The 25,866-nt window shown below is 67.9% G+C and carries 23 protein-coding genes; 21 read left to right on the forward strand and 2 right to left on the reverse strand.

All coding sequences use genetic code 11. The features are described from left to right. The first annotated feature begins 160 nt into the window (after nt 1-160). The 21 genes from AE618_RS09060 (at nt 161) to AE618_RS09160 (ending at nt 24,120) form a co-directional block, all read left to right on the forward strand. Nucleotides 161-1,192 carry an LLM class flavin-dependent oxidoreductase gene (locus tag AE618_RS09060; protein WP_054208738.1) on the forward strand — a complete coding sequence of 344 codons (1,032 nt, stop codon included), beginning with the start codon at nt 161-163 and terminating at the stop codon, nt 1,190-1,192. 150 nt (nt 1,193-1,342) lie between these two features. Continuing rightward, nucleotides 1,343-2,134 (forward strand): IclR family transcriptional regulator, encoded by a 792-nt coding sequence (locus tag AE618_RS09065; protein ID WP_054208739.1) that lies wholly within the window; start codon nt 1,343-1,345, stop codon nt 2,132-2,134. A 12-nt stretch (nt 2,135-2,146) separates the two neighbouring features. Continuing rightward, nucleotides 2,147-4,210, forward strand: coding sequence for a hydantoinase/oxoprolinase family protein (locus AE618_RS09070; RefSeq protein ID WP_054208740.1), 2,064 nt, complete (start codon nt 2,147-2,149; stop codon nt 4,208-4,210). A 5-nt stretch (nt 4,211-4,215) separates the two neighbouring features. Further along, the gene (locus tag AE618_RS09075; protein WP_248310805.1) at nt 4,216-5,784 is read left to right on the forward strand and encodes a hydantoinase B/oxoprolinase family protein; all 1,569 of its coding nucleotides are present in this window, start codon (nt 4,216-4,218) and stop codon (nt 5,782-5,784) included. A gap of 71 nt (nt 5,785-5,855) precedes the next feature. Then, on the forward strand, nt 5,856-6,998 hold the full coding sequence (locus AE618_RS09080) for an ABC transporter substrate-binding protein (protein WP_054208742.1): 1,143 nt from the start codon (nt 5,856-5,858) through the stop codon (nt 6,996-6,998). Continuing rightward, nucleotides 6,995-7,741, forward strand: coding sequence for an ABC transporter ATP-binding protein (locus AE618_RS09085; RefSeq protein ID WP_082365114.1), 747 nt, complete (start codon nt 6,995-6,997; stop codon nt 7,739-7,741). The genes AE618_RS09080 and AE618_RS09085 overlap by 4 nt, the downstream gene beginning before the upstream one ends. Beyond that, nucleotides 7,695-8,675, forward strand: a complete 981-nt coding sequence (locus AE618_RS09090) for a branched-chain amino acid ABC transporter permease (RefSeq protein ID WP_210166450.1) — start codon at nt 7,695-7,697, stop codon at nt 8,673-8,675. Before AE618_RS09085 ends, AE618_RS09090 begins: the two co-directional genes overlap by 47 nt. Continuing rightward, the gene (locus AE618_RS09095; protein ID WP_054208743.1) at nt 8,672-9,475 is read left to right on the forward strand and encodes an ABC transporter ATP-binding protein; all 804 of its coding nucleotides are present in this window, start codon (nt 8,672-8,674) and stop codon (nt 9,473-9,475) included. The genes AE618_RS09090 and AE618_RS09095 overlap by 4 nt, the downstream gene beginning before the upstream one ends. Next, a complete protein-coding gene (locus tag AE618_RS09100) occupies nt 9,468-10,346 on the forward strand; it encodes a branched-chain amino acid ABC transporter permease (protein ID WP_054208744.1) in 879 nt (292 codons plus the stop codon). Before AE618_RS09095 ends, AE618_RS09100 begins: the two co-directional genes overlap by 8 nt. Before the next feature lie 23 nt (nt 10,347-10,369). Continuing rightward, nucleotides 10,370-10,702 (forward strand): cupin domain-containing protein, encoded by a 333-nt coding sequence (locus tag AE618_RS09105; protein ID WP_054208745.1) that lies wholly within the window; start codon nt 10,370-10,372, stop codon nt 10,700-10,702. A gap of 201 nt (nt 10,703-10,903) precedes the next feature. Next, complete coding sequence (locus AE618_RS09110; protein ID WP_054208746.1) at nt 10,904-11,794, forward strand: polysaccharide deacetylase family protein; 891 nt, start codon at nt 10,904-10,906, stop codon at nt 11,792-11,794. A 37-nt stretch (nt 11,795-11,831) separates the two neighbouring features. Beyond that, on the forward strand, nt 11,832-13,226 hold the full coding sequence (locus tag AE618_RS09115) for an amidohydrolase family protein (RefSeq protein WP_054208747.1): 1,395 nt from the start codon (nt 11,832-11,834) through the stop codon (nt 13,224-13,226). Nucleotides 13,227-13,323: 97 nt separating this feature from the next. Continuing rightward, the gene (locus AE618_RS09120; RefSeq protein ID WP_054208748.1) at nt 13,324-14,217 is read left to right on the forward strand and encodes a LysR family transcriptional regulator; all 894 of its coding nucleotides are present in this window, start codon (nt 13,324-13,326) and stop codon (nt 14,215-14,217) included. 145 nt (nt 14,218-14,362) lie between these two features. After that, nucleotides 14,363-15,322 (forward strand): agmatinase, encoded by a 960-nt coding sequence (locus AE618_RS09125; RefSeq protein ID WP_054208749.1) that lies wholly within the window; start codon nt 14,363-14,365, stop codon nt 15,320-15,322. Continuing rightward, nucleotides 15,319-16,632: a Zn-dependent hydrolase gene (locus AE618_RS09130; protein ID WP_082365118.1), complete on the forward strand. Its 1,314-nt coding sequence runs from the start codon at nt 15,319-15,321 to the stop codon at nt 16,630-16,632. Before AE618_RS09125 ends, AE618_RS09130 begins: the two co-directional genes overlap by 4 nt. A gap of 265 nt (nt 16,633-16,897) precedes the next feature. After that, a complete protein-coding gene (locus tag AE618_RS09135) occupies nt 16,898-18,133 on the forward strand; it encodes a RidA family protein (RefSeq protein ID WP_054208750.1) in 1,236 nt (411 codons plus the stop codon). Next, nucleotides 18,130-18,801 carry a DUF1028 domain-containing protein gene (locus tag AE618_RS09140; RefSeq protein ID WP_054208751.1) on the forward strand — a complete coding sequence of 224 codons (672 nt, stop codon included), beginning with the start codon at nt 18,130-18,132 and terminating at the stop codon, nt 18,799-18,801. The genes AE618_RS09135 and AE618_RS09140 overlap by 4 nt, the downstream gene beginning before the upstream one ends. Nucleotides 18,802-18,828: 27 nt before the next feature. Next, on the forward strand, nt 18,829-20,331 hold the full coding sequence (locus AE618_RS09145) for an ABC transporter substrate-binding protein (protein ID WP_054208752.1): 1,503 nt from the start codon (nt 18,829-18,831) through the stop codon (nt 20,329-20,331). Nucleotides 20,332-20,404: 73 nt separating this feature from the next. Continuing rightward, a complete protein-coding gene (locus AE618_RS09150; protein ID WP_054208753.1) occupies nt 20,405-21,361 on the forward strand; it encodes an ABC transporter permease in 957 nt (318 codons plus the stop codon). Further along, nucleotides 21,351-22,241 (forward strand): ABC transporter permease, encoded by an 891-nt coding sequence (locus AE618_RS09155; protein ID WP_082365120.1) that lies wholly within the window; start codon nt 21,351-21,353, stop codon nt 22,239-22,241. The genes AE618_RS09150 and AE618_RS09155 overlap by 11 nt, the downstream gene beginning before the upstream one ends. Before the next feature lie 4 nt (nt 22,242-22,245). After that, nucleotides 22,246-24,120 (forward strand): dipeptide ABC transporter ATP-binding protein, encoded by a 1,875-nt coding sequence (locus AE618_RS09160; protein ID WP_054208754.1) that lies wholly within the window; start codon nt 22,246-22,248, stop codon nt 24,118-24,120. A gap of 88 nt (nt 24,121-24,208) precedes the next feature. Here the strand turns inward: AE618_RS09160 and AE618_RS09165 are convergent, their stop codons facing one another. Both AE618_RS09165 and AE618_RS09170 read right to left on the reverse strand, forming a co-directional pair. Continuing rightward, on the reverse strand, nt 24,209-24,985 hold the full coding sequence (locus AE618_RS09165; protein WP_054208755.1) for an SDR family oxidoreductase: 777 nt from the start codon (nt 24,983-24,985) through the stop codon (nt 24,209-24,211). A 27-nt stretch (nt 24,986-25,012) separates the two neighbouring features. After that, complete coding sequence (locus tag AE618_RS09170) at nt 25,013-25,768, reverse strand: GntR family transcriptional regulator (protein ID WP_082365121.1); 756 nt, start codon at nt 25,766-25,768, stop codon at nt 25,013-25,015. Between the last annotated feature and the right edge of the window lie 98 nt (nt 25,769-25,866).

A 25,866-nucleotide genomic window follows, 5' to 3' on the forward strand; every position in this document is an offset into this window, starting at 1 on the left:
GTTCCCGGCCTGCTATGTCTTGCGGCCCAAGCGCGGTGGCGAAATCGGCATGGCGGATGTCTGGATTCTGCCTGCTTCATCAGCAGCCGCACAAGCATGCGGCAGGATCGATGCCCGCTGCGACGCCGACCGCCCAACCCCTCCCGCCTCCGGACATGCCATGGCTGACACTCTCGAACTTGGGCTCGACACCTTCGGCGACGTCACCTCGGGGGCGGATGGTGCGCTGCTGCCGCATGCTCAGGTGATCCGCAACCTCATCGACGAGGCTGTGCTTGCCGATGAACTCGGTGTCGATTTCATCGGCGTTGGCGAGCATCACCGCGCCGATTTCGCGATCTCGACGCCCGAGACCGTGCTGGCCGCCATCGCGGCGCGGACGAGCCGCATCCGGCTGGGCTCGGCGGTGACGGTGCTGAGCTCCGACGATCCGATTCGGGTGTTCCAGCGCTTCTCGACGGTCGACGCGATCTCGAACGGGCGGGCCGAGGTCATTCTTGGGCGCGGCTCCTTCACCGAATCCTTCCCGCTGTTCGGCTACGATCTCAGCCAGTACGAGACGCTGTTCGCCGAGAAGCTCGATCTCTTCGTCGCGCTGATCAGCCAGAAGGCCGTGACATGGCAGGGCACGATCCGCCCGGCGCTCTCCAACCAGCGCGTCTTCCCGCCGATCGAGACCGGCAGGCTCAAAACCTGGATCGGCGTCGGCGGCAGCCCGGAATCCGTCGTGCGCGCAGCGCGTTACGGCCTGCCCTTGATGCTGGCCATCATCGGCGGCGATCCCGCCCGCTTCACGCCTTACGCCGATCTCTACCGTCGCGCCTTCGCGCAGCTCGGCGAGCCCGTGCAGCCGATCGGCGTGCATTCGCCCGGCCATGTCGGCGAAACTGACGAGCAGGCGCGCGAGGAGATGTTTGCCGACTACAAGCGCATGCGCGACCGCATCGGCGCCGAACGCGGCTGGCCGCCGATGGGCCGGGCCGAGTTCGAGCAGGAGGTCGATCACGGCTCGCTTTATGTCGGCTCGCCCGAAACCGTGGCACGCAAGATCGCGGCAACCGTGCGGACGCTGGGGCTCTCGCGCTTCCAGATGAAATACAGCGCCGGGCCGCTGCCGCACGAGACGATGATGCGCAGCATCACGCTGTATGGCGAGAAGGTCATTCCGCTCGTGCGGGACATGCTCGCCTGAGGCGAGCGGGCGCCGCCCCCTTCCGCAAGCCCTATCCACCCGCTTCTCCCCGCTCTCACAAGGCAGTTGACGAGGCCTCTCTTTCTGCTAGCGTATCAAATAACAAAATGATGTTTCATTATATGAAATGAAACACAGGGAAACGCCAGAGTGACGGAACCGGATTCAGCTTCGGGAAAATCTGCGCCTGCCGGCACCAGCACGCTCGATCTCGCGCTTCGCGCTGTCGAGTATCTTGTCCAGCAGAGCCGCCCGGCTGCGCTCGCGCAGATCGCCGAGGCGCTGTCCTCCTCGAAGGCGACGATCTATCGGCATCTGGTGACGCTGCAGCGCCATGGCTTCGTCCGCCAGGAGCCTGAAACCGGCCGCTATGAGGCCGGCATCAAGCTGATGGTGCTGGGCGAGGCACTGCGGCAGCGCTTCGACATCGTCAGCGCGGCGCGCGCGGACCTCATGACCCTGCGCGACCATACCGGCCAGGCCGTGACGGTCTGCGCCGCAATCGACACCGAGCTGATCGTGCTCGAGCTGATCCAGGGCCGCACGCTGATCGAATTTGCAACCCGCCCCGGCACGCGGCTGGCCTTTCACGCCAGCGCGCATGGCAAGATCTGGCTCGCCTTCGGCTCGAAGGAGCGCACGGCTGCCATCGCCGACGGCCCGCTCCAGGCCTGGACCCCCGCGACGATCGTCACGAAGGAGGCCCTGCTCGCCGATCTCGCCCTCGTGCGCGAACGCGGCTGGGCGACGGCGCCCGACGAGGTCATCACCGGCGTCAACACACTCGCCGCGCCCGTTTTCGATCATCGCCAGACGCTCGTCGGCTCGATCGCCATCGTCGGCGCGACGCAGTTCATTCCCCCGACCCCCGATCCCGACCAAATCCGCGAGGTCGTCGGCACCGCCGCACGCATTTCGCGCGGCCTGACCTGGCAAGACTGAGAGACCGAGAGCATGACCTATTCGCTGGCCGTCGATATCGGCGGGACCTTCACCGACATCGTGCTGCGCGACTCCAGCGGCGGTTTGAGCGTCGACAAGACGCTGACCACCCATCACGACCTGCTGGAAGGCTTCTTCCGCGGCGTCGAGTCCGTGATGGGCAAGGCCGGCATCGACGCCGATGCCATCGACGGCGTCGTCGTCCATGCCACGACGGTCGTCACCAACGCGCTGATTGAGCGCAAGGGGCTGCCCACCGCGCTCGTCGTCACCGAGGGCTTCTGCGACGTGCTCTCGATCCGCAACGAGCACCGCTACGACATGTACGATCCCCAGATCGAGTTCCCCGAGCCGCTGGTGACGCGCGAGCTGACCTTCGGCCTCAAGGAGCGCGTGCTGGCGGACGGCACGGTGGCGCTTGCGCCGACGGCCGAGGACATCACGAAGCTCGCCGCCGATATCCGTGCCAGCGGCGCGCGTGCGGTCGCGATCTGCTTCCTCAACAGCTTCGCCAATCCCGACAACGAGGCTGCGGTCGCCGGCGCCCTGGCGCGTGAGCTCAACGACGTCTTCATCTGCACCTCGGCCGAGGTCGCGCCGCAGATCCGCGAGTATCAGCGCGCCTCGACCGCGACGGTGAACGCCTATGCGATGCCGATCTCGCAGCCCTATCTCAAGCGCCTCAGCGACCGGCTGCGCATGGAAGGCTTCGCCAACACGCCGCTGATCATGCTGTCCTCGGGCGGCGTCGTCGGTGCGGAGACGGCCGGAAAGAACCCCGTCCGGATGATCGAGAGCGGCCCCGCCGCTGGTGCGCTGGCGGCCTGCCATTATGCCGAGCTTCTCGGCATCGACCGGCTGATGTCCTTCGACATGGGCGGCACCACGGCCAAGGCCTGCCTGATCGAGAACCGCACGCCGCTGATCACCGGGCTGTTCGAGGTCGACCGGCGCTACCGCTTCCGCGAAGGCAGCGGCCTGCCCGTCACCGTGCCCTCGATCGACCTCATCGAGATCGGCGCCGGCGGCGGCAGCATCGCCCATGTCGACGATCTCGGCCTGCTCAAGGTCGGGCCTGAAAGCGCCGGCTCCAATCCGGGTCCGGCCTGCTATGGGCGCGGCGGGAAGAGCGCGACCGTCACCGATGCCGACCTCGTGCTCGGGCTGATCGACGCCGAGAACTTCCTGGGGGGCGACATGTCGCTCGACAAGGCTGTCTGCGACGCGGCGCTGACGCGGCTCGGCGAGGCGCTCGGCCTCAACCCGGTCCAGGCGGCGCGCGGCATCTACCGCATCGTGACCGAGGCGATGGCTTCGGCGGCACGCACCCATGCGACCGATCGCGGCGTCGATTATCGCGGCCTGCCGCTCTTCGCCTTCGGCGGCGCCGGCCCCTTGCATGCCTGCGGCGTCGCCGACCTGCTGCAGAGCACGAGCGTGATCGTGCCGCCGCAATCGAGCGTGCTCTCGGCCTTCGGCACGCTGGTCACGCCTGTCCGGCTCGACCTCGTGCGCAGCGACCTGACGCGCGTCGACCATCTCGACTGGGAGCGCGTCGACCGCGTCCTCGGCGATCTCGAGAGCGAGGGGCTGACGGCGCTGGGAGAATCCGGCTGCGCGGCGGCCGACGTCACCATCCTCGTCGGCGCCGACATGCGCTATGTCGGCCAGCAGCACGAGGTCACGATCATCTTCGAGACCGATCCGCGCCAGAGCCGCGACCCTGCCGTGCTGACCGCGCAGTTCGAGGCGGCCTATCGCACGCTCTACGGCGTCAATCCCTCGCATGTGCCGATCGAGCTGGTCACCTGGCGCGTCGTCGCGCGCGGTCCCCTGCCGCATTTCGACGGCCAGGAACGCGCCCAGATCGCGGCCGGCGCCGCCAAGCGCCATCGCCCGGTGCATGCCTGGGAGGACGGCCAGTCCGTCGCCGTCTATGAGCGCGCCGCGCTCGCCACCGGCCAGACCATCGCCGGGCCCGCCATCATCGAGGAGCGCGAGACCACGACCGCGCTGCCTCCCGGCTGGAGCGCGACGATCGACGCGCTCGGCTGCATCGTCGCCACGAAAGGCTGAACCCGATGGCAAAGACACAGCCCATGGACGGCGTCGAGCTCGAAATCCTCTGGTCGAACCTGATCGGCATCGTCAACGAGCGGGCCAAGGCGCTGCAGCGCATCGCCTTCAGCCCGATCGTGCGGGAAGCCGGCGACCTTGCCTGCGCGCTCTTCGACAAGCGCGGCCGCATGGTTGCGCAGGCCAACACCGGCACGCCCGGCCACATCAACTCGCTCGCGATCGCAGGCAGCCATCTGGTGAAGCTGTTCGAGGGACGTTGCGAGCCCGGCGACGTGCTGATCACCAACGATCCCTGGCTTTCGGCCGGGCATTTCTTCGACATCACCATCCTGACGCCGATCTATGACGGGGCGAAGCTGCTCGCCTATATCGGCTCGACGATCCACCACACCGATATCGGCGGCTACGGCATCGGCGCCGGCGCCCGCGACGTGCATGAGGAGGGTCTCTGGATCCCGCCGCTGAAGCTCTATGAGCGCGGCAAGCCGAGCGAGATGCTGCACGACATCATCCGCCGCAACGTCCGCACGCCCGACGCCGTCTTCGGCGACCTCTCGGCGCAGGTCTCGTCCGGCGAGGCCGCCGCCGAGCATCTGATCACCCTGTGCGAGCGCTACGGCATCGACGACATCGAGGCCCTGTCGGACGAGATCATCAACCGGTCCGAGGAGGCGACGCGCAACGCCATCCGCAAGCTCAAGCCCGGCACCTATCATGGCGAGGCGATCTTCGACGTGCCCGGCGGCGAGATCATCACGCTGAAGACCGCGGTCACCGTCGATACCGAGGCCGGCGCGATCATCATCGATTTCGCTGGTTCATCGCCGCAGACGACGACGGGCATCAACGTCGTGCTGAACTACACCCATGCCTATTCGACCTTCGCGGTGCGCTCCTGCCTCAATCCGGACTTGCCCAACAACACCGGCTCGCTGGCGCCCATCGAGGTGCGCGCGCCGGTCGGCTCGATCATCAACTGCGCCTATCCGGCGCCGGTGAATGCGCGCCATGTCGTGGGCATGTATGTGCCGATGCCGATCCTCAAGGCGCTGCACCAGGTCATGCCTGAGCGCGTCCTGGCGGAGGGGTCGGGCGCGGTCTGGACCATCCAGATCCAGGGCCGCAAACCCAATGGCGAGGCCTTCACCTCGTCGATGTTCAATTATTCCGGCGGCATGGGCGCGCGGGCCGGCAAGCCCGGCCCCAGCGCGACCTGCTACCCGACCGGCGTCGCGGCGGTGCCGATCGAGATCCTGGAAGCGGCGATGCCGATCGTCTTCGACCGCAAGGAGCTGCGCAGCGGCTCGGGCGGCAAGGGCCGGATGCAGGGCGGCGAGGGCCAGATCATCCAGTTCCACATGCGCACCGACCATGCCTGGCTGCTCAATGCCGTGCCAAGTCGGCTCGAACGCGGACCCGACGGCATCGATGGCGGGCTTTCGGGGGCGCCGGGGCGTTTCCTCGTCAACGGACAGCCTGTGAGCGAAGCCAAGAAGCTGACGATGAAGGCCGGCGACGTGGTGCGGTTAGAGACACCGGGCGGCGGCGGATACGGCGAGCCGGCGGCCTGAGCGAGAAGACCAACAAAAAGGCGGGGCCTCATCGGGCCACCAGCCGACACAAGAGAAAACCGGGAGGACAGATGATGAAGCAAAATCTGATTGCGGCCGTGCTTGCCGCCAGCATCGCAGCAGCGGGCGCGCCAGGCGCAAGCGCCCAGGAGCTCTACAAGATCGGCGTCTCGGCGGGCCTGACCGGCTATGCCGCGACCGTCGATCGGGCCTGGCGCGACGGCGTCGAACTGGCTGCGGCGGCGGTGAACGCCAAGGGCGGCGTCATGGGCCGCAAGATCCAGGTCATCGTGGAGGATAACCGCTCCGAGCCCCAGGAGGCGGTGACCGTCTATCGGAAGATGCTGAGCTCCGACAAGGTCGATGTCTTCGTCAGCGGCTGCGTCTCTGCCGGCAACTTCGCCGCCGCCGGCCTGCTGCTGCGCGCCAAGGTGCCGATGATGCTGTGCTCGATCCTGCCGCAGCAGGCAGAGCACCTGCCCTGGGCCTTCACCACCCTGCCCCCCGCCGGGTTCGAGGTCGACAAGCGGCTGGAATACCTCAAGGAGAAGACGCAAGTTCGCAAGATCGCGGTGCTGCACGACCCGACCCCTTACGCCAACCTCCAGAAGGGCGTGGCCGAGCGCAATGCCGCCAAATACGGCCTCGAGGTCGTCTCCGTCGACCAGTACAAGCAGGACGACGCCGATCTCAGCGTCCAGATCAGCAAGGCCCGCTCGGCAGGCGCTGGCGCGATTCTCAAGATCGGTCTCGGCGGCACGACGCTGACCGCCGCCAAGAACATCAAGCAGCTCGGCGCCGACATGCTCCTGCTGACCAGCCTGGAGGACCTCGCCGTGTTCGGGCCGGTCTCCGAGGTGCTGGGCGACAAGTTCTTCTTCGTCGCCTCGCCGTCGCAGGTCTACGAGGCCCTGCCCGAAGGCGCGCTCAAGGCGGGCATCAAGGCCTTCCTAGATCCCTGGCGCGAGAAGTTCAAGGATCGCGATCCGAACTGGGCCTCGCGCGGCTGGGACGGCGTCATGCTGACGGTGGCCGCGATCGAGAAGGCGAAGTCCTTCGAGGGCGAGAAGGTCCGCGCGGCCTATGAGGAGCTGAAAGGCTTCCAGGGTACGACCGGCGTCTACAACTTCCGGCCCGACCTGCATCAGGGCATCACCGAGAATCCCTTCGTGCTGGCCACGATCGCGGCCGGCAAGGTCAAGGTGGTGCAGTGAGCCTCGCGGTCGCGGCGCACACGAACGCGAGCGCTGCTTCGCCGATCCTGGCCGCGACCGGGCTGTCCGCCCGCTATGGCCATATCCACGCCCTGCACGGCGTGGATATCCGGATCGGTGAAGGCGAGCTCGTCGCCGTGCTCGGCCCCAACGGCGCCGGGAAGTCCACCCTGCTGCGCGCGATCATGGGGCTCTCTGCCAATAGCGGCGAGGTCCGGTTCCGTGGCGATGTCCTGCCACGCAGCGACGCGGTCGCGGTGGCCTCGCGCGGCATCGTGCTGGTGCCGGAAGGGCGCGGCCTGTTCGCCCCGATGAGCGTTTCCGACAATCTCGAACTCGGCGCCTATCGCCTGCGCGACAAGGCCGAGTTCGCCCGCCGGCGCGACCGGGTGCTGACGCTGTTCCCGCGCCTGAAGGAACGGCTCGGCCAGGCTGCAGGCTCGATGTCGGGTGGCGAGCAGCAGATGCTGGCGCTCGGCCGCGCGCTGATGGCGGGGCCGAAACTGCTGCTGCTGGACGAGCCTTCGCTCGGCCTCGCGCCGCGCGTCACCGGGGAGATCCTGGAGACGCTCGGCCTCCTGAACCGCGAAGGCCTGGCGATCGTGCTGGTCGAGCAGAAGGCGCCGCTGGCGCTGGAACTCGCAGCCCGCGTCTACCTGCTTTCGCTCGGGCGCATCGTCGCCGAACTGGATCCGCGTGACATCACATCCCATGACGATCTCGCCCGCCATTACTTCGCCTGAACGGCGCCCGCCGAGGCTCGTCGGCCTGCTGCCCTGGCTCTTCGCCGTGGCCGTGGTCGGCTACGCCATGGTCGTCGGCGGCTATGCGGCCACCGTGGTCTCCTTCGCGCTGATCTACGCGGTCTTCGTGACCGGGCTGAACCTGTTCATGGGCTTCGCCGCGCAGGTGTCCTTCGGCCAGAACGCCTTCGCCGCGATCGGCGGCTACGGCTCGGCCGTGCTGACGGCGACCTATGGCTGGAGCCCCCTACCCGCGATGGTCCTCGGCATCGCCGCCGCCTTGCTGGCAGCCGCCATCGTCGGCTTTCCGGCGCTGCGGCTGAAGGGCCACTATCTCGCCATGGGCACGCTCGCCATCGGCCTGATCACCTACGAGATCACCGTCGAATGGCAGTCGGTGACACAGGGCTATCTCGGCATCTCCGGCATCCCGCCCTTCGGCATCGGCCCCTATGAGGTCACATCCGACCGCGGCCAGCTCATCATGCTCGCGCTCGTCGTGGCCGCCTGCGCCTTCGCCGCCGCGCGCATCCGCCGCTCGCGCTTCGGCCGCGCGCTCTCGGCTGTCGCCGGCAGCGAGGAGGCGGCGACCGCGCTCGGCATCGACGTATCCCGCTACAAGCTCATGGCCTTCCTGCTCTCGGCCGGCTTCGCGGCGCTGGCGGGCTCGCTGTTCGTCCATGTCGTCGGCTATGTCAGCCCGGAGGTGTTCGGCCTGCACATGGTGATCGTCACCTTCACCATGCTCTATGTCGGCGGCATCGGCACGGTCGCCGGGCCGCTGGTCGGAGCGCTGATCGTCAGCCTGCTGCCCGAGACCTTCCGCGCCTTCAAGGACTATCAGGACCTCGCCTATGGCGCGGCGCTGATCCTGCTCCTGATCTACGCGCCGCGCGGCCTCGCCAGCCTGTTTTCGCCGCGAGGCCGCTCATGAGCCGGCTCACACTGGAGGGCGTGACGCGCCGCTTCGGCGGGCTCGTCGCGGTCGACGACGTCTCCTTCGAGGTTCCCACCGAGGGCGTCACCGCCGTGATCGGCCCCAACGGCGCCGGCAAGACGACGCTGTTCAACCTGATCTCGGGCGCACTGCCGCCGAGCGCGGGACGGATCGTCTTCGAAGGCCAGGACATCACCGGCCGCCCACCCGCAAAAATTGCCGCAGCCGGGCTGGTCAGGACCTTCCAGCTTGTCAAGCTGTTCGAGGATCTGAGCGTGCTCGACAACGTCAAGGTCGGCTGCCACCTGCAGGGCAAGGCCGGGCTCTTCGCAGCCTTGCTGCGGCCGGCCTCCGCCCGCCGCGAGGAGGCCACCGTCGAGGCGCGCGCCCGCGACATGCTCGCCTTCGCCGGCCTGTCGGCCTTCGCCGACGAACCCGCCTCCGGCTTGCCCTATGGCCGCCAGCGCATGCTGGAGCTCGCCCGCGCGATGGCGGCCGGGCCGAAGCTCATCCTGCTCGACGAGCCGGCAGCTGGCCTCAACACCGAGGAATCGGCGGCACTCGCGCGCATCATCCGGCGCATTGCCGACGAGGGCACCAGCGTGCTCCTGATCGAACACGACATGACCCTGGTGATGAACACCGCCGACCGCGTCGTCGTGGTCGATTTCGGCCGCAAGATCGCGCAAGGCACGCCGGCGCAGGTGCGCGCGAACCCCGCCGTGATCGCGGCCTATCTCGGCACGGGCAAGCCTGCCGCGAACGATGCCGCCACGCAGGAGGCGGCCCATGGCTGACTGGAGCTACATTCCCCAGGTTCTCGTCAGCGGGCTCGGCATCGGCTGCGTCTACGGGCTGATCGGCATCGGCTTTTGCGTCATCTACAACGCCAGCGGCATCGTGAACTTCGCTCAAGGAGCGTTCGTGATGCTCGGCGGCATGATCACCCAGGTGCTATTTTCGCGCAGCGGCGTGCCGCTGCCGGTCGCGGCCCTGATCGCGATCGCGGCGGTCGCCGTGCTCGGCGTGGCGATCGAGCGCGTCGTCGTGCGGCCCTTGTGGAACCGCAAGGCGACGATGTTCGTGATGATCCTGGCGACGCTCGCCGCCCAGATCGTGATCGAACGGCTGACCCTGATCGCGGTCGGCGACCAGCCCAAGACGCTGCCCGTCTTCACCGACCGGCCGCCCCTGATGATCGGCTCCGTCGCGATCGGCTACCAGCTGATCTGGATCGTCGGCGGATCACTCGCGATCGTCGGTTTGCTCGCGGCCTTCTTCAGCCTGACCAAGACCGGCAAGGCGATGCGCGCCTGCTCGATCAACCGCGAGGCCGCCGCGCTGCAGGGCATACCCGTCTCGCGCATGCTGGCGCTCGCCTTCGCATTGAGCGCGGCGCTGGGCGCGATCGCCGGCATCCTGATCACGCCGACGCAGTACACCGCCTTCAATGTCGGCGTGCCCTTCGCGATCAGCGGATTCATCGCGGCGATCGTCGGCGGCTTCGGCCGGCCCTTCGGCGCCTTCCTCGGCGGGCTGCTGCTCGGCCTGCTCCAGGCGCTGGCCATCGTCGGCTTCGGCGCCGGGCTGAAGAACGTCGCGGCGCTCTCGGTGCTGCTGCTGTTCCTGTTCATCCGGCCGTCCGGCATTCTCGGCGCGGCCAAATAATCCATCATCACGGGAGATCCGCCATGGACATTCACAAGATCGACTGGAGCCAAATTCCGTGGACGCCGGTGCGTCCGGGCGTCGACCGCAAGGGCTTTTCAGGCAACGCAGCCACGGTGGCGTTGCACCGGCTGATGCCCGGCCATGAGCCCAAGCCCCACAGCCACCCGCATGAGCAGATCGCCTACATCATCAGCGGCACCATCCGCTTCTTCATCGGCGGGCAGGAGCATCTGGTCGGCCCCGGCGGGCTCGTGCTGATCCCGTCGGGCGTCGAGCATTGGGGCGAGGTCGTCGGTGACGAGCCGGTGATCAATCTCGACGTGTTCACGCCGCGCCGGCCTGAATATTCCTGATCGGCGTCCCGAGGTTGCCCAGCCGGAGCTGTTCGGCATGGCCTTCCGGTCCAGCGCGCCCGCTCGACGCTATAAACAGCGCAAATAGACGACCCGAACAAATGATAGCGTCGCTGCGGCCGTCGCTCTCTCGCCGGGCCGCTGGTTTGCTATCGTCGGCGCGATCGGAGAGCCGGTGCATGAAGCGCCGGTCAGCGCCGGATGCGAGACAAAGCCATGACGACCGTCTTTCCGCTGCGGACCGCCAATCTCGCTGATCCAGCGCCGGAGTATCCTTGGCCTGCCGGCAAGAGCTGCGCGCTCTTCCCCGCCTTCGACGTCGATGGCGAAACCGCCTGGCTCCAGCACGACGCCGCCAATACGGACCGGCTGGTGACGCTCTCCTTCGGCGGCTACGAGGAACGCGTCGGCGTGCCAAAGATCCTCGAGCATCTCCGCAGCGTCGAGATCAAGGCGACGTTCTTCATCCCCGGCTGGATCGTCGACGTGCATCCGGCGATGTGCGAGGCCATCGTTCGGGACGGCCATGAGATCGGCCATCACGGCTATCTCCACAATCGCCCCGACCCTGCCAATTTCGCCGCCGACCAGGAGGAGTTCGAGAAGGGCATGGCGTCGCTGAAGCGCGTGCTCGGCGTCGTCCCGGTCGGCTACCGCGCGGCCGGCGGCGAGAATTACGACGAACTGCTGGCCCATATCCGCGAGCGCGGCATCCTCTATTCCTCATCCTTCCGCGACGACATCAGGCCCTATCGCCACCGGCAGCGCGACGGCTCGGCGGGCGTGATCGAACTGCCGATCAACGCCTCCTTCGACGACTGGCTCTACGGGCTGTCGCAGCGCTTCAGCCCGCGCCCGATGTTCCCGAGCGAGCATGTGCTGTCGATCTGGAACGGCGAGCTCGACCAGACCCGCGAATGGGGCGGGCTGGTCTCGATGGTGATGCATCCGCAGGTCTCGGGCCGGCCGATGCGCTTCGGCATCATGCGTGACTTCCTTGCCCGCGCCCGCGGCTTCGGCGACGTCTGGATCGCGACCGGCCGCGAGATCGCCGCGCATTTCGTGGCGCAGGAGACGGTCGCCCGCCTCTGAGACCGCGCCTCCTCGCGCAGACTGGATTGAACGCCTCATGAACCTGCTGATTTCCGACGCAAAAATCGTCACCTGCGACGACGAGCGGCGCATCCTCGACGGCGCCTCCATCGCCATCACCGGCAACCGGATCGCGGCGATTGGTGACGCGGCGACGCTGGAGCGGGACTTCCCGACGCATGAACGGCTCGACGGCCGCGGCCTTGCCGTCCTGCCCGGCTTCGTCAACGCCCACACGCATACCGTGCTGACGGCGCTGCGCGGCACGGTCGAGGACTGGGACGGCGAGATCATCTACCGCTACATGTCGCCGATCTCCTACACGATGAGCGACCATGAGCGGGCGGTGATGGCCGCGCTCGGCTGCCTGGAGGCGATCCGCAGCGGCACGACGACGCTGGTCGACCCCTTCCGCCACGTCCCCTCCTATGCCGGCGCGATGGCTGACACCGGCATGAGGCTCTGGCTCTCCGAGAGCTGCGCCGACATCGACACGCGCAAGATCCGCTTCGGCGAATACGGGATCGACGAGGCCTTCGGGCGGCAGTTCCTCGACCGGACGCAGGACCTGATCGAAACCTGGCACGGCGCCCGCAACGGCCGCGTCAACTGCCAGGTGGCGGCCCATGCGCCCGACAATTGCTCGCCATCGATGCTCGGCAAGATCATGGAGCTGGCGCAGCGCCATGGCCTGACAAGGACTTGTCACCTTGCCCAGAGCACCGGCGAGATCGCCGCCGTGAAGGCCGCGCACGGGCTGACGCCGGCGGGCTATCTCGACCGCGAAGGCTTCCTCGGGCCCGATCTCACCTGCGCGCACTGGACCTTCTGCACGCGCGAGGACATTGCGCTGCTGGCCGAGCGCGGCGTCAGCATGGCGCACAACCCGGCGCCCTCCTCGCGCAAGGGGCCGCATCGCGTCCTGATCGGACCGATCCGCGACGCCGGCGTCAACATCGCGCTCGGCACCGACAACATGACCGAGGACATGTTCCAGGCGATGAAGATCGGCATGATCGTGCATCGCGCCGGTTTCGGCCGCGAACAGGAGGGTGGACTCGATCCGCAGCCGCAGGCCGTGCTCGACATGGCCACCCGCAACGGCGCCCGCACGCTCGGCTCCCTCAGTGAGATCGGCTCCGTCGAGATCGGCAAGAAGGCCGACCTCACCCTGCTCGATCTCAACCAGCCGGCGATGCGCCCGATCATCCGGCTGACCTCCAACATCGTGAACTACGCCCATCCCGGGCTGGTCCATTCGGTCATGGTCGACGGCGAATTCGTGATGCGCGACCGCAAGGTGCTGAGCATCGACGAGCCGGCGCTGCTGGCCGAGGCGCAGGCGGTGACCGAAGCGGTCTGGCGGCGCATGGTCGAGGCCAACGGCGACATCGCGCCGCCCAAGGGTGAGATCCCCTTCCTCGACGCCTGAGCGACGACGCCTGAGCGGCCGGCTTGCGAGGCACGACCAAGTGGCACATGATTTGCTGGCGAAATAGGATCGACCGAACCCTATTCAGAGCCAGAATATGAACCTGCGTCAGATCGAACTGCTGAGAGCGGTCGTCCGTTGCGAGACGACAGTGCGGGCGGCACATGAACTCGGCCTGTCGCAGCCGGCCGTCAGCAATGCGATCAAGCATCTGGAGAGCCAGATCGGCTTTCCCCTGTTCGAGCGGATCAACAACCGTCTGTTCCCGACGGCCGAGGCCCGGGAACTCTGCCTCGACTCCGATCCGATCTTCAACATGCACGCCGCCTTCGAGGCGAAGGTGCAGGATCTGAAGGAGAATCGCACCGGGCATGTCCGGATCATCGCGACGCCGCCGCTCGGCTACAGCGTGATCCCGATCGCGCTGCGCAATTTCCTCGCCAAGCGACCGAACACGCGGGTCTCCTTCGACATCCGCCGCTTCGAGAACGTCATCGAGAGCGTCGACAACGGTCTGGCCGAACTCGGCTTCGTGCTGGGGCTGAACGATTATCGCGGGCTCGAGGGCGAATCCTTCTTCTCCGAACGCATGGTCTGCGTGATGCGGCCCGACCATCCGCTGGCGGCGAAGGAGACGATCACGCCCGACGACCTGCGATCGACCGCCTTCATCGCGCTGGAGCGCGGCACGAAGATGGGCACCATCGTGCGGCAGGCCTTCGCCGAGGTCGGAGTTCCGTTCCGCTCGTCCGTCGAGGTGCGCTACTGCAACACCGCCTGCATCCTCGCCGAGAGCGGGGTCGGCGTCGCCGTGGTCGATCCGCTGTCGCCGCTCTCGGCGAAGAATCTGGCCGTCAGGCGCTTCGAGCCAGCCTCGCCGGTCTCGGCATCCGTCGTCCGCTCGCGCAAGCGGCCGCTGTCGCGCGCGGCGGAGGCCTTCCTGCGCGAGGTGCGGATCGTGGCCGGAGAGACCGTGTCGCGCCTCTCCTGAAGGACCGGGTATTCGCGCGGCGAATGCCACCCCCGGATTCTTGATAAGGCGGTCCGTTGCCTGCACGAAGCGGTTGAACCAGTGTCGCCCTCGGCGAAAGCGGCCGCCTCCGGCTGGCAGGCCGCGCCAGGGCCGAGGACCGCCGATGACGCTGACGACCGCTCCCAAGACCGGCCACGCGACCTTCCTCTATGCGGAACTCGCCACCGATCTCGACAATCTCCAGGCCGACATCGCCTTTCTCGGCATCCCCTATGGCAATGCCTACAGCTTCGCCGACATCGTCAACGACCAGACCAACATGCCGGCCGCCATGCGCCAGGCCACGGACCGGATCCAGCGTTCGATTGAGCGCTACGACTTCGACCTGGGGGGACCGCTCTACGACAACCGGCCGATCCGGGCGGTCGATTGCGGCGATATCGTCGGAGATTTTCGCGATCTCACGGCACATTCCGTCAAGGCAGAGGCCGCTATCCGGAAGATTCGGGCTGCCGGTGCCATGCCGATCGTGCTCGGCGGCGATCATGGCATACCGATCCCGGTGCTGCGCGCTCTGGATGGCGACGGTCCGATCACGCTGATCCAGGTCGACCAGCATCTCGACTGGCGCCAGGAGGTCAACGGCGTGACGACCGGCCTGTCGAGTCCAATCCGGCGCGCCTCCGAGATGGCCCATATCGGCGAGATCTTCCAGATCGGGCTGCACGCCACCGGCAGCGCCCGGACCGAGGAGGTTGAGGCGGCCCTGGCCTATGGCGCGCACCTCGTGCCCTCCTACGAGGTGCATGAGCGCGGCATGCAGGCGGTGCTCGATCGCATTCCGGCCGGCGGGCGCTACTACCTGACGATCGACATGGATGGCATCGACCCCTCGATCGCGCCCGGCGTCGCCGGCCCCTGCCCCGGCGGCCTGACCTTCCCGCAGGTTCGCACCCTGATCCACGGCCTCGTCGGCAAGGGGCGCGTCGTCGGGATGGACGTGGTCGAGATCACGCCCCGCAGCGACGTCAACCAGATCACCTGCATCACCGCCGGCCGCTTCATCGTCAACATGATCGGTGCCGCCGTGCGCGCCGGCTATTTCGACAAGCCAGCCTCATGAGTGACGCCGCAGCGCAAGAGCAGGACATCGGGGCCATCACGCCCGAGGCGATCCGCGATGCGGTCAACGCACAGCGCGGAATGGTGGAGCGGCTGTTCGAGACGCTCGCAGCCGGCAGCCAGGGCCATCCCGGCATCATGCGCGATACCTATGGCGCAGGGGAGAATTTCGGCCATGAGGTGATGGTCGAGGCCGCATCGCGCTCCGGCCTCGATGTCACGACGGATGCCGCCGCCAACACATATGCCACCTGGCGGGGAACTGACGCCGACGCGCCGACGATCCTGATGGGCTCGCATCTCGACAGCGTTCCCCATGGCGGCAATTTCGACGGCGCGGCGGGGGTCATCGCGGGGCTGGCGACGATCGCGGCGCTGCGCGCGCTCGGCCTGCGGCCGCAACGGGACGTCACGGTGATGGGCGTCAGGGCCGAGGAAAGCGTCTGGTTCCAGGTCTCCTATATCGGCAGCCGCTCGGCACTCGGCACGCTGCCGGACGGTGCGCTGGAGGCGACCCGCATCGACACACGCCGCAGCCTCGCGCAGCACATGCGCGAGTGCGGCGGCGATCCCGACGCGTTGCGTCGCGGCGAGCGGGCCCTCGATCCGCAGCGCATCCGCGCCTTCCTGGAGGTTCATATCGAGCAGGCGCCGAGCCTGTTCGAGGCCGGCCATCCGATCGCTGTCTGCACCGGCATTCCCGGCAATGTCCGCTATCCCGACGCCCGCATCGTCGGGCGGCACGACCATGTCGGCACGCCCCGCCGCTTCCGTCGCGACGCTGCGATGGCGGGCATGGAGCTGGCCCATGCTCTCGACGAGATCTGGGCCGAGCACGAGGCGAAAGGCATCCAGATCGCCGTGACCTTCGGCCGCTTCCACACCAATGTCGAACTGCATGGGATGACGACCGTGCCGGGCGAATTCCAGTTCAGCCTCGACATGCGCGCCTATGACGAGGCGATCCTTGCCGGCATCGAGACGCGCATGCACGAGGCGATCCGCCGGATCGAGGCGCAGCGGCGGGTGACGTTCGAGCTGGGCCAGCGCGCCTCGGCGGCGGTCGGGCTGGTCGATCCCGCCATCCGCGCTGCGCTAACCGCGGGAGCCGAGCGCCTCGCGATCTCCTCGATTCCGCTCGGCAGCCCGGCCTCGCATGATTCCGCAGCCTTCGCTGCGGCAGGCGTGCCCGTCGCGATGCTCTTCGTGCGCAACGAGCATGGCAGCCATAACCCGAAGGAGGCGATGGAGATCGACGACTTCATGGACGCGGCCGCCGTGATGGCGCTTTGGGTCGCCGAGAACGCCTGAGCGCCACGCAATCCAGGTCACATGCCGCGGCTGCCGGCCGGAGGCTGCCGACAGCCTGGCCCGGCCTATAATCGGCGTGAATAATGACGGCCCGATTTTAATTCGATCAACGGCCGGTTTCCGTCCTAGCATTTCGATCGCGTCATCAATGCCCCGATCCCGCGATCAACCTGCCATCGCGGGATCGGGTGTCATTCTTGCATCGCCGACACGGCCTGAAGCGCATCCTCGGCGGACATGGCGAGGCGCGCCCTGCGGAGACCACATGAAACGCCTCGCCATTGCCCCCTCCGCCCTCCCGGGCATCGCCGACAAGCCGATCGCCGGCGCCGTGCGCAGCGGGGAGCGCGTCTTCCTCAGCGGCGCCAGCGCGTTGAAGCCCGATGGCAGCATCGCCGGCATGGGCGACGCGGCTGCCCAGACGCACGCCGCGCTCGACCAGCTCGAAGCCGCGCTGAAGGCAGCCGGCGGCTCGCTCGCCAGCCTGACCAAGCTCACCACCTGCATCGTCGATCGCGGCTATCGGGCCGAGGTCTATGCCGTCATCGCCCAGCGTCTGCCCGAGGTTCGCGCCGTCAGCACGGGGCTGGTCGTGGCCGGGCTGCCGCTGCCAGAGTTGATCGTCCAGATCGACGCCGAAGCCGCGATTCCTGCCACGCCGCCGCGCTACACCCGCCCCTACACCTTCGAAAGCTGGCACGGACAGGGCTTCCCCTGGCAGGGCGCGATGGTGCTCGCGACCGACGAGGAGTTCTTCCTGCGCGGGCAGACTGGCGCGGGCCTCGATCATACCGGCGTCAAGGCCAAGGGACGCGGCGTCGCCGATGCGGCGGCGCAGGCGGATCTGGCGATGGCCAATCTCAAGATCTTGCTGGAAGAAGCCGGCGCATCCCCAGAGGATATCTGCAAGATCACGGTCTACATCTCCGACCGCGCTTATCGCGCTGGGGTGTACCCGATGATCGGCAAGCATCTCGCCGGGGTCAGGCCGGTCTCGACCGGCATCGTCACCACCGGCTTCGCGCGTCAGGACATCCTGTTCGAGATCGACGTCACGGTCGTCCGCAAGCAGGGCGGCAAGCCGCATCAGCGGCTGCGGACCTATCACTCCAGCGCCGCGCGCTACGGCAAGGAACAACAGCCGCTCGACTGCGAGTTCTGCATGGCGGTGGTGTCGGGCGACCGGATCACGCTGCGCGGCCAGACGGGGATGGGGCTCGACGAGGTGCTTTATGGCGCGGGCGACGCCAAGGTGCAGGCGCGGACGGCCATGGACAATGTCGCGACGCTGCTCTCGGAAGCCGGTGCGACGCTCGCCGACGTCGCCAAGGCGACCGTCTACGTCACCGACCGGGCCTTCCTGACCGACGTCAACGCGGTCGTCCGCGAGCGCCTCGGCGACAACGCCTGCGCCTTCACGACCGTGATCGTGAAGGGCCTCGCCAGCCCCGAACTGCTGATGGAGGTCGATATCGTCGCGATCAAGGCGGGCTCGCGATGACGTTCTCGCTCGCCGGACGCTGCGCCCGGACCGGCATGCTGGGCGCGATCGTGACGACCTCCTCGATCGCGGTCGGCTCGCGCTGCCAGCATGCGGCCGCCGGCGTCGGTGCCGCGTTGACCCAGCACATGACCGACCCTCGCCTGGGGCCGTTGATGCTGGATCTGCTCAAGCGCGGCTACACGGCGCAGCAGGCGATTGATGCCGCGGCTGCCGGCACGCCGCGCGGCGACTGGCGCCAGCTCGCCCTGATAGACCGGGAAGGCCGCACCGCGAGCTTCAGCGGCGCCAATGTGCAGCCCGAGCTGGCTGAGGCGCATGGGCGCGATTGCGTGGCGCTGGGCAATATCGTGCGCTCGAAGGAGGTTCCCGACGCGATGGTGCGGGCTTTCGAGGCCGATCCGGAGGCGCCGCTCGCGGCGCGCCTGATCGCGGCGCTGAAGGCCGGCGACGAGGCCGGCGGCGAGTTCAAGCCATTGGTCTCGACCGCGCTCGTCGTCGTCCACGAGCACGCCTTTCCCTATGTCGACCTGCGCGTCGACAGCGATCCCGACCCGATCGCGACCCTTGCCCGGCTCTGGCGCGAATACGAGCCGACGGCGGATCTCTATGTGACCCGGGCGACAGACCCGGACACGGCTATCGCGAACCGGCCCAAACAAAGCTGACCGATCAAAAAACGAGGGGATTCCACCATGCGACGACTACTATCGACACTGGCCATCACCATCGGCCTTTCCACCGCGCTGACGGCCCTGCCGGCGGCCGCCCAGGGCACGGTCCGCGTCGCGCTCGGCACGACGCTGAGCCAGCTCGACCCGGCCAAGACGACGATCGGCGACGAATACGTCTACGTCCACCTGCTGTTCAACGGCCTGTCGCGGATCGATCCCGACATGACCGTGAAGCCGGATCTCGCCGAGAGCTGGACGGCGTCCGACGACCTCAAGACCTGGACCTTCAAGCTGCGCCAGGGCGTCAAGTTCCACCATGGCCGCGTGATGGACGCCGAAGACGTCGTCGCCACGATGAAGCGCATCCTCGACCCGGCGACGGGTTCGCGCGCCCGCACCGGCCTGTCGATGGTCGACGGCGTGTCCGCGACCGATCCGCTGACGGTCGAGTTCAAGCTCAACATCCCCTATGCCGGCTTCGCCGACATCTTCGCCGACCGCAACCTGCGCATCGTCCCCAAGGACAAACTCGCCGAGCTCTCGACGCAGCCGATCGGCACGGGGCCGTTCATGTTCAAGTCCTGGTCGCCCGGCGACCGGCTCGAACTGGTCAAAAACCCCAGCTATTTCGAAGCCGGCCTGCCCAAGCTCGACGGCGTCACGCTGCGCATCGTGCCGGAATCCTCGGCGCGCATGGCGGCGCTCGAATCCGGCGCGCTCGATATCGTCTGGAGCATGCCCTATGAGGCGGTCGAGAAGCTCAAGACCAGCGCGGTCGCACGCGCCGACAGCGTCTCGACCCCGACCTGGGACGGCGTGATCCTCAACAACGACCGCCCGCCCTTCAATGATGTGCGCGTCCGCAAGGCGCTGGCCCTCACGATCGACAAGGAGGCGATCGTCGAACTCGCGCTGTTCGGCCAAGGCGCCCCGACCTTCAGCCCGATCCCTCCGAGCCACCCCTATTTCAACAAGGCCCTGAAGTTCGCCCCGCCGGACGTCGCGCAGGCCAAGAAGCTGCTGGCCGAGGCCGGCTTCCCCAATGGCTTCGACGTGCCGATGCAGGTTCCGCAGGAGCGCGAGCAGCGCGTGCGCGTCGGCGTCGCCGTGCGCGACATGGCCAAGGCGGCCGGCATCCGCATCAATGTCGAGCGGGTGCCCTTCGCCTCCTACACGGCGAATGTCGCGGGCAAGGCGCAGATGTATGTCGATGGCTACTTCGCCCGGCCGACGATCGATACGGCGATCTATCCGTTCTACCATTCGTCCGGAAGCTGGAACAAGCAGCTCTGGATCTACAAGGACGCCCGCGTCGATCAGCTTCTGGACGACGCCCGCAAGACCAATGACGAGGCGGCGCGCAAGGTCATCTTCGGCAAGTTCCAGGAACTCGTCGAGGAGACCGTGCCGGGCATCATCGCCTACTCGGCCGCCCATGTGAACGGCGTCAGCAAGAAGGTTGAGGGCTTCAAGTCGACCCCGATGCAGTGGCTCGAGCTGAAAAGCGTCTCGCTCAAGCCCTGATCCAGCCTCTGCGTCCGCCCCCCGCGTAGCGGCGTGGGCGGGCGCAGCCCCGGTTCACTGGAACCCATCCCCGATGGCAGCCTACATCACCCGACGCCTGGCCTTCGTGGTCCTCGTCCTCGTGGCGGTGTCGATGCTCGTCTTCGGCGTCACGACGCTGCTGCCAGCCAACGTCGCCTATCTGATCCTGGGCTCCTTCGCGACGCCCGAGCAGGTCCATGCGCTGGAGCTCAAGCTCGGCCTCACCGACCCGGTCTGGCAGCAATATCTGCGCTGGGCAGGCGGTTTCCTGACCGGCAATCTCGGCGAATCCACCCTCATGAACAGACCCGTAGGGCCGATGCTGCTGGAGGCGATCCAGCGCTCGCTGATGCTGACCGGCGTCTCCTTCGTGCTGATCGCCATCATCGGCGTGGGCCTGGGGATCGCGGCGGCGCTGCGCCACGGCCGCGCGCTCGACCACGGCGTCTCGGTTGCGACCTATCTCGGCATTGCCGTGCCGGAGTTCTTTTGGGCGATCGTCGTCATCATCGTCTTCGCATCCTGGCTCGGCTGGCTGCCGGCCTCGGGCTACGAGCCGATCTCGGCCGGCGTCTGGGAGTGGGCCAAGCACCTGATCGCGCCGACGCTCACGCTGGTCTTCGGCCATCTCGCCCATGTCTCGCGGCTGACGCGCTCCAGCATGATCGAGGTGATGCAGAGCCCCTACATCACCGCCGCGCGCGCCAAGGGCCTGCCCGAGCGCGTCATCGTCCTGCACCACGCGCTGCGCAACGCGCTCCTGCCGACGATCACGGTGCTGGCGCTGGATTTCGGCCGGCTGATGGGCGGCATCGTCGTGATCGAGACCGTCTTCGCCTATCCGGGCCTGGGCCGCCTCGTCGTCTTCTCGATCCAGAACCGCGACCTGCCGACGCTGCAGGCCGCGATCCTCGTCGTCGCCGCGATCTACGCGCTCGCCAACCTGCTCGCGGACCTGCTCTATGCCCGCTTCAACCCCAAGATCAGGTTCGGCCGCAATGTCGCCTGAGCCTGCAGCCGCCACCGCGCCGGTCAGGCCGCCGCGCAAGCCCACGCCTCCGCGCAAGCCTTGGCCGCTCCAGCTCAAGCTGGGGCTGGCCATCACCGGCTCCATTCTGCTGCTCGGGCTGCTCGCGCCTTGGATCGCGCCGCATCCCTGGGACACGATCTCGATGCGCACGCGCTTCCTGGCGCCGAACGCGACCTACTGGTTCGGCACCGACGAATATGGCCGCGACGTGCTCAGCCGGCTGCTGATGGGCGCGCGGCTGTCGATCGGCATGGGCGTGGCGGCGACGCTGGTCAGCCTTGCCATCGGCGTGCCGATGGGGCTCGCGGCAGGCTATTTCCGCGGCTGGATCGACGAGGCGCTAATGCGGCTGGCCGACGTGCTGATGGCGATCCCGCCGATCATGCTCGGCCTGCTGGTGCTGGCGGTGACCCCGCCTGCGCTCTGGAAGACCGCCATGGCGGTGGGATTCGTCTATATCCCGCCGATCGCGCGGCTGGCGCGCAGCGTCACGCTGACGCTTGCCAACGAGGAGTTCATCCAGGCAGCGAAGGCGCGCGCGGAGAGCACATCCTACATCCTGTTCCGCGAGATCCTGCCCAATGCCTGGCCGCCGCTGATCGTGGAAGCCAGCCTGCGGGTGACCTACGCCATCCTGCTCGGCTCTGCCCTCTCCTTCCTCGGGCTCGGAGCCCAGCCGCCGAGTTCGGACTGGGGGCTGATGATCTCGGAGGCGCGCTCCTTCCTCGACCGCGCGCCCTGGATCGCGCTGGCGCCCGGGCTCGCCATGTGTCTGCTGGTGGTCGGCATCAACCTGCTGGGCGACGGCGCCCGCGAGCGGCTCGACCCGCGCCTCAAGGCGCGGCTGGGGAAGGCTTAGGGCCATGCTCGAAATCGACGACCTGACGGTCCGCTATCGAACGGCCGGCGGCGAGATCGAGGCGCTGTCCTCGGTCACGCTCGAGGCCCGCAAGGGCTCGACGCTGGCGCTGGTCGGCGAATCCGGCTCTGGCAAGAGCACGATCGCGCTGGCCGCCATGGGGCTTTTGCCCGCCGAGGCGACGGTGCCGTTGGGGCGCATCCTGTTCGACGGCGCCGACATCCTGACGATGGACGCGGAGGCCCGCCGGCAGTTGCGCGGCTCGCGCATCGGGCTCGTCTTCCAGGACCCGTTCTCGGTGCTGAACCCCAGCTTGCGCATCGGCGACCAGGTCGGCGAAGGCCTGGTGCATCATCGCGGCTTCACGGCCGAGCGCGCCTTTGCGCGGGCGATCGAACTCCTCGACGAGGTCGGCATCGTCAAGCCGGAGGCGGTCGCGAAAGCCTATCCGCATGAGCTGTCGGGCGGCATGCGCCAGCGCGCGCTGATCGCCGGCGCGCTCGCCTCGGAGCCCGAACTGCTGATCCTGGACGAGCCGACCACGGCGCTCGACGTCACGATCGAAGCGCAGATCCTCGACCTGCTCGAGGACCTCAGGGTTCGACGCGGGCTGACGATGGTCTTCATCAGCCATAATCTCGGCGTGGTCCGACGCATCGCCGACGAGGTCGCGGTGCTCTATGGCGGCCAGATCGTCGAGCAGGGCGCGACCGAGGACGTGCTTCAGCGGCCCGTGCATCCCTATACCAAGGGGCTGCTCGCCGCGATCCCGCGCATCGGCCGCAGGATGGCGCGGCTCGCCGCCATCCCCGGCCGCCTGCCCGATCTGCGCAACCCGCCCGCCGGCTGCCGCTTCGCACCACGCTGCCCCTTCGCGACCGATGACAGCGACAAGCCGCAAAGGCTGCTTCCGGTCGGCGAGAGAATGGTTCGCTGCAGCTCGGCAGAGGCTCTGCGCGAGACGCCCTGGCCGGTTCAGCAGGAGACGGTGTCTGCCGCGACGGGCGCCGCACCGACCGGGTCAGGACCCGTCGTTGAGGTCGAAAACCTGACCAAGAGCTTCGTGCTCAGCCGGGGCGCGCTGCGCTGGGAGCGCTGGCGGCCGGTGCGGGATACGCTCAGCATCAAGCCGGTCGATGACATCTCGCTCACGATCGCGCCGGGCGAGGTCGTCGGCCTCGTCGGTGAATCGGGCTCGGGCAAGACCACGCTCGGCCGCACCATCCTGCGCCTGATCGAGGCCGATTCAGGTCTGATCCGCATCGCCGGCGAGACTGTCTCCGACAAGCCGCAAAGCGCACTGGAGGCCATGCGGCGCGCCGCGCAGATCGTCTTCCAGAATCCGGATTCTTCGCTCAACCCGCGCAAGACGATCCGCGAACTGCTCGGCCGCCCGATCGCACGCTTCGGTCTCGCGCCGAAGAGTGAAATCCCCAAGCGGGTCGATGAGCTGCTCGACCTCATCAGGCTGCCGGCCCACTACGCCGACCGCTATGCCCACCAGATGAGCGGCGGCGAGAAGCAGCGCGTCGGCATAGCGCGCGCGCTGGCGACGCAGCCGAAATTCATCGTCTGCGACGAGCCGGTCTCGGCGCTCGACGTCTCCGTGCAGGCGGCGATCGTCAATTTGCTCGCCGATCTGCGCGACCGCCTCGGCGTCGCCTATCTCTTCATCTCGCACGACATCTCGGTGGTGGCCCATCTCGCAGACCGGGTCGCGGTGATGCATCACGGCAAGATGGTCGAGATCGGCCCGGCCGAGCAGATCATGCAGGCGCCAACCCACCCCTACACGATCAAGCTGCTCTCGGCCGTTCCGAGGGTCGATGGTCCGCCGCTGGCGCGTGGCGAGACTGTCGCCGTCGATGCTCTGGCCTGAGCGGGTCGACCGAGGGACTTCGGACAGGCGCCCGAGCCCCCTGCTTCGAGACGCCGCGGCGCGGCTCCTTATCTGGAGGGCTGAAGTCCTAGGCCAGCATGCGCGTATCGCCGCAGACCGAGATTTCCTGGCCCGAGATCGTCTTGGCAAAGGACGAGGCGAGGAAGACGATCTGTTTGGCGATGTCGGCAGGGTCGACGAACTGCTTGATCGAAACGCCGGCGAATAGCCGCGCGGTCATTTCCTCATGCGAGACGTTGAAGCTGCGCGCCTTGTTGGCGATGACGCTCTGGATGCGCGGCCCCTCGACCAGGCCGGGGCAGATCGCATTGGCCCGGATGCCGAACTCGCCGAGTTCGGCGGAGAGCGCCTTGGTGAAGCCTATGACCCCCCATTTCGCCGCCGCATAGGGCGAGCGCAGCGGGAAGCCGTGCTTGCCGGCCTGGCTGGAGAGATTGACGATCGACGCGTTCTTCGACTGCTTGAGATAGGGCACGGCGAGCCGCGTGCAGTTGAACTGCCCGGTCAGGTCGATGGCGACGCAGGAATCCCAGTCCTCGGGCGCGATCTCGTCGACGCGGCCGGTGGGACCGGCGATGCCGGCATTGTTGACGAGGCAGTCGAGGCCGCCCAGTGCCGCCAGCGCCTCGTCCATGAGCCGGCCGACCGCGGCGCGATCCGAGACGTCGCACACCGACTGGGTCATCGCCGGGTCGCTCTGCGCCATCTCCGCCAGTGCGGCGCGGTCGACGTCGCAGATATGGACCTTCGCCCCCTCCGCCGCGAAGGCCCGCGCCGTGGCGCGGCCGATGCCATTGGCGCCAGCCGTCACCAGCACGCGCAAGCCCTTGATCTGCAAGTCCATCCTGACGTCTCCCTGTCGCGATTGTGTTCAGGCGCTGAGCTGGCCCGTATCCTCGATATGCGCGGCTGCAGCCGTGATGTCGTCCTCCAGCGCGGAGCGGGCAGCCGCCCCATCTCGCCGGCGCAAGGCGTCGAGCAGCCGCGCATGGGCCTGCATGGCACTGCCACCTTTGAGGCGGCGCGGCTCGTCGCGCATGTCGAGGTTGAGGATGGGGCCAGCCTTCAGCCAAAGCCGCTCGATCATCTCGATCAGGCTCGGCATGCCGGCCGCCTCATAGAGCGCGAAATGCAGGTCGCGATTGGCCGCCACAGCGCCCGCGCTGTCGGGCGGATCGGCGCTGGCGGCCTTGCGGAAATCCGCATCATGGGCGGCGATCCGCGCGATCTCCGAAGGTGTCGCCTTGCGCGCCGCTTCCTCGGCGGCAAAGCCCTCGACCACGAGCCGCAGCCGCGTCAACTCGCGGAACTGATCCAGCGAGAGCACCGGCACCCGCACCGCCCTGCCCGGCAGAACCTCGAGCGCCCGGTCAGCGGCCAGCCGGCTGACGGCCTCGCGCACCGGCATCATCGAGACGCCCAATGCCTCGGCCACCCGCCGCAGCGAAAGCTTCTCGCCGGGAGCGAGGCGACCCGCGACAAGAAGCGCCCGCAGTTCGCCGGTGACCCGCTCGCCGAGCGTCTCGTGCTGAAGCGCGCCGATCTCGTCGAGGGCCGATCCGTCGGGCGCGGTCGCGGGAGCGATCCGCTCGATGGCGACAGGCAAGGGCTGGACAGGGGCGATCATGTCTGCCAACCTAACTGTGATCACAGATCACGACAAGCGGCATCAGACCGCTCGCCACAATCAGCCGACGCCGAAACGGTGCGGCACTCGTTCTGGGA

This window comes from Allobosea vaviloviae (assembly GCF_001298265.1).
Lineage (GTDB): Bacteria > Pseudomonadota > Alphaproteobacteria > Rhizobiales > Beijerinckiaceae > Allobosea > Allobosea vaviloviae_B.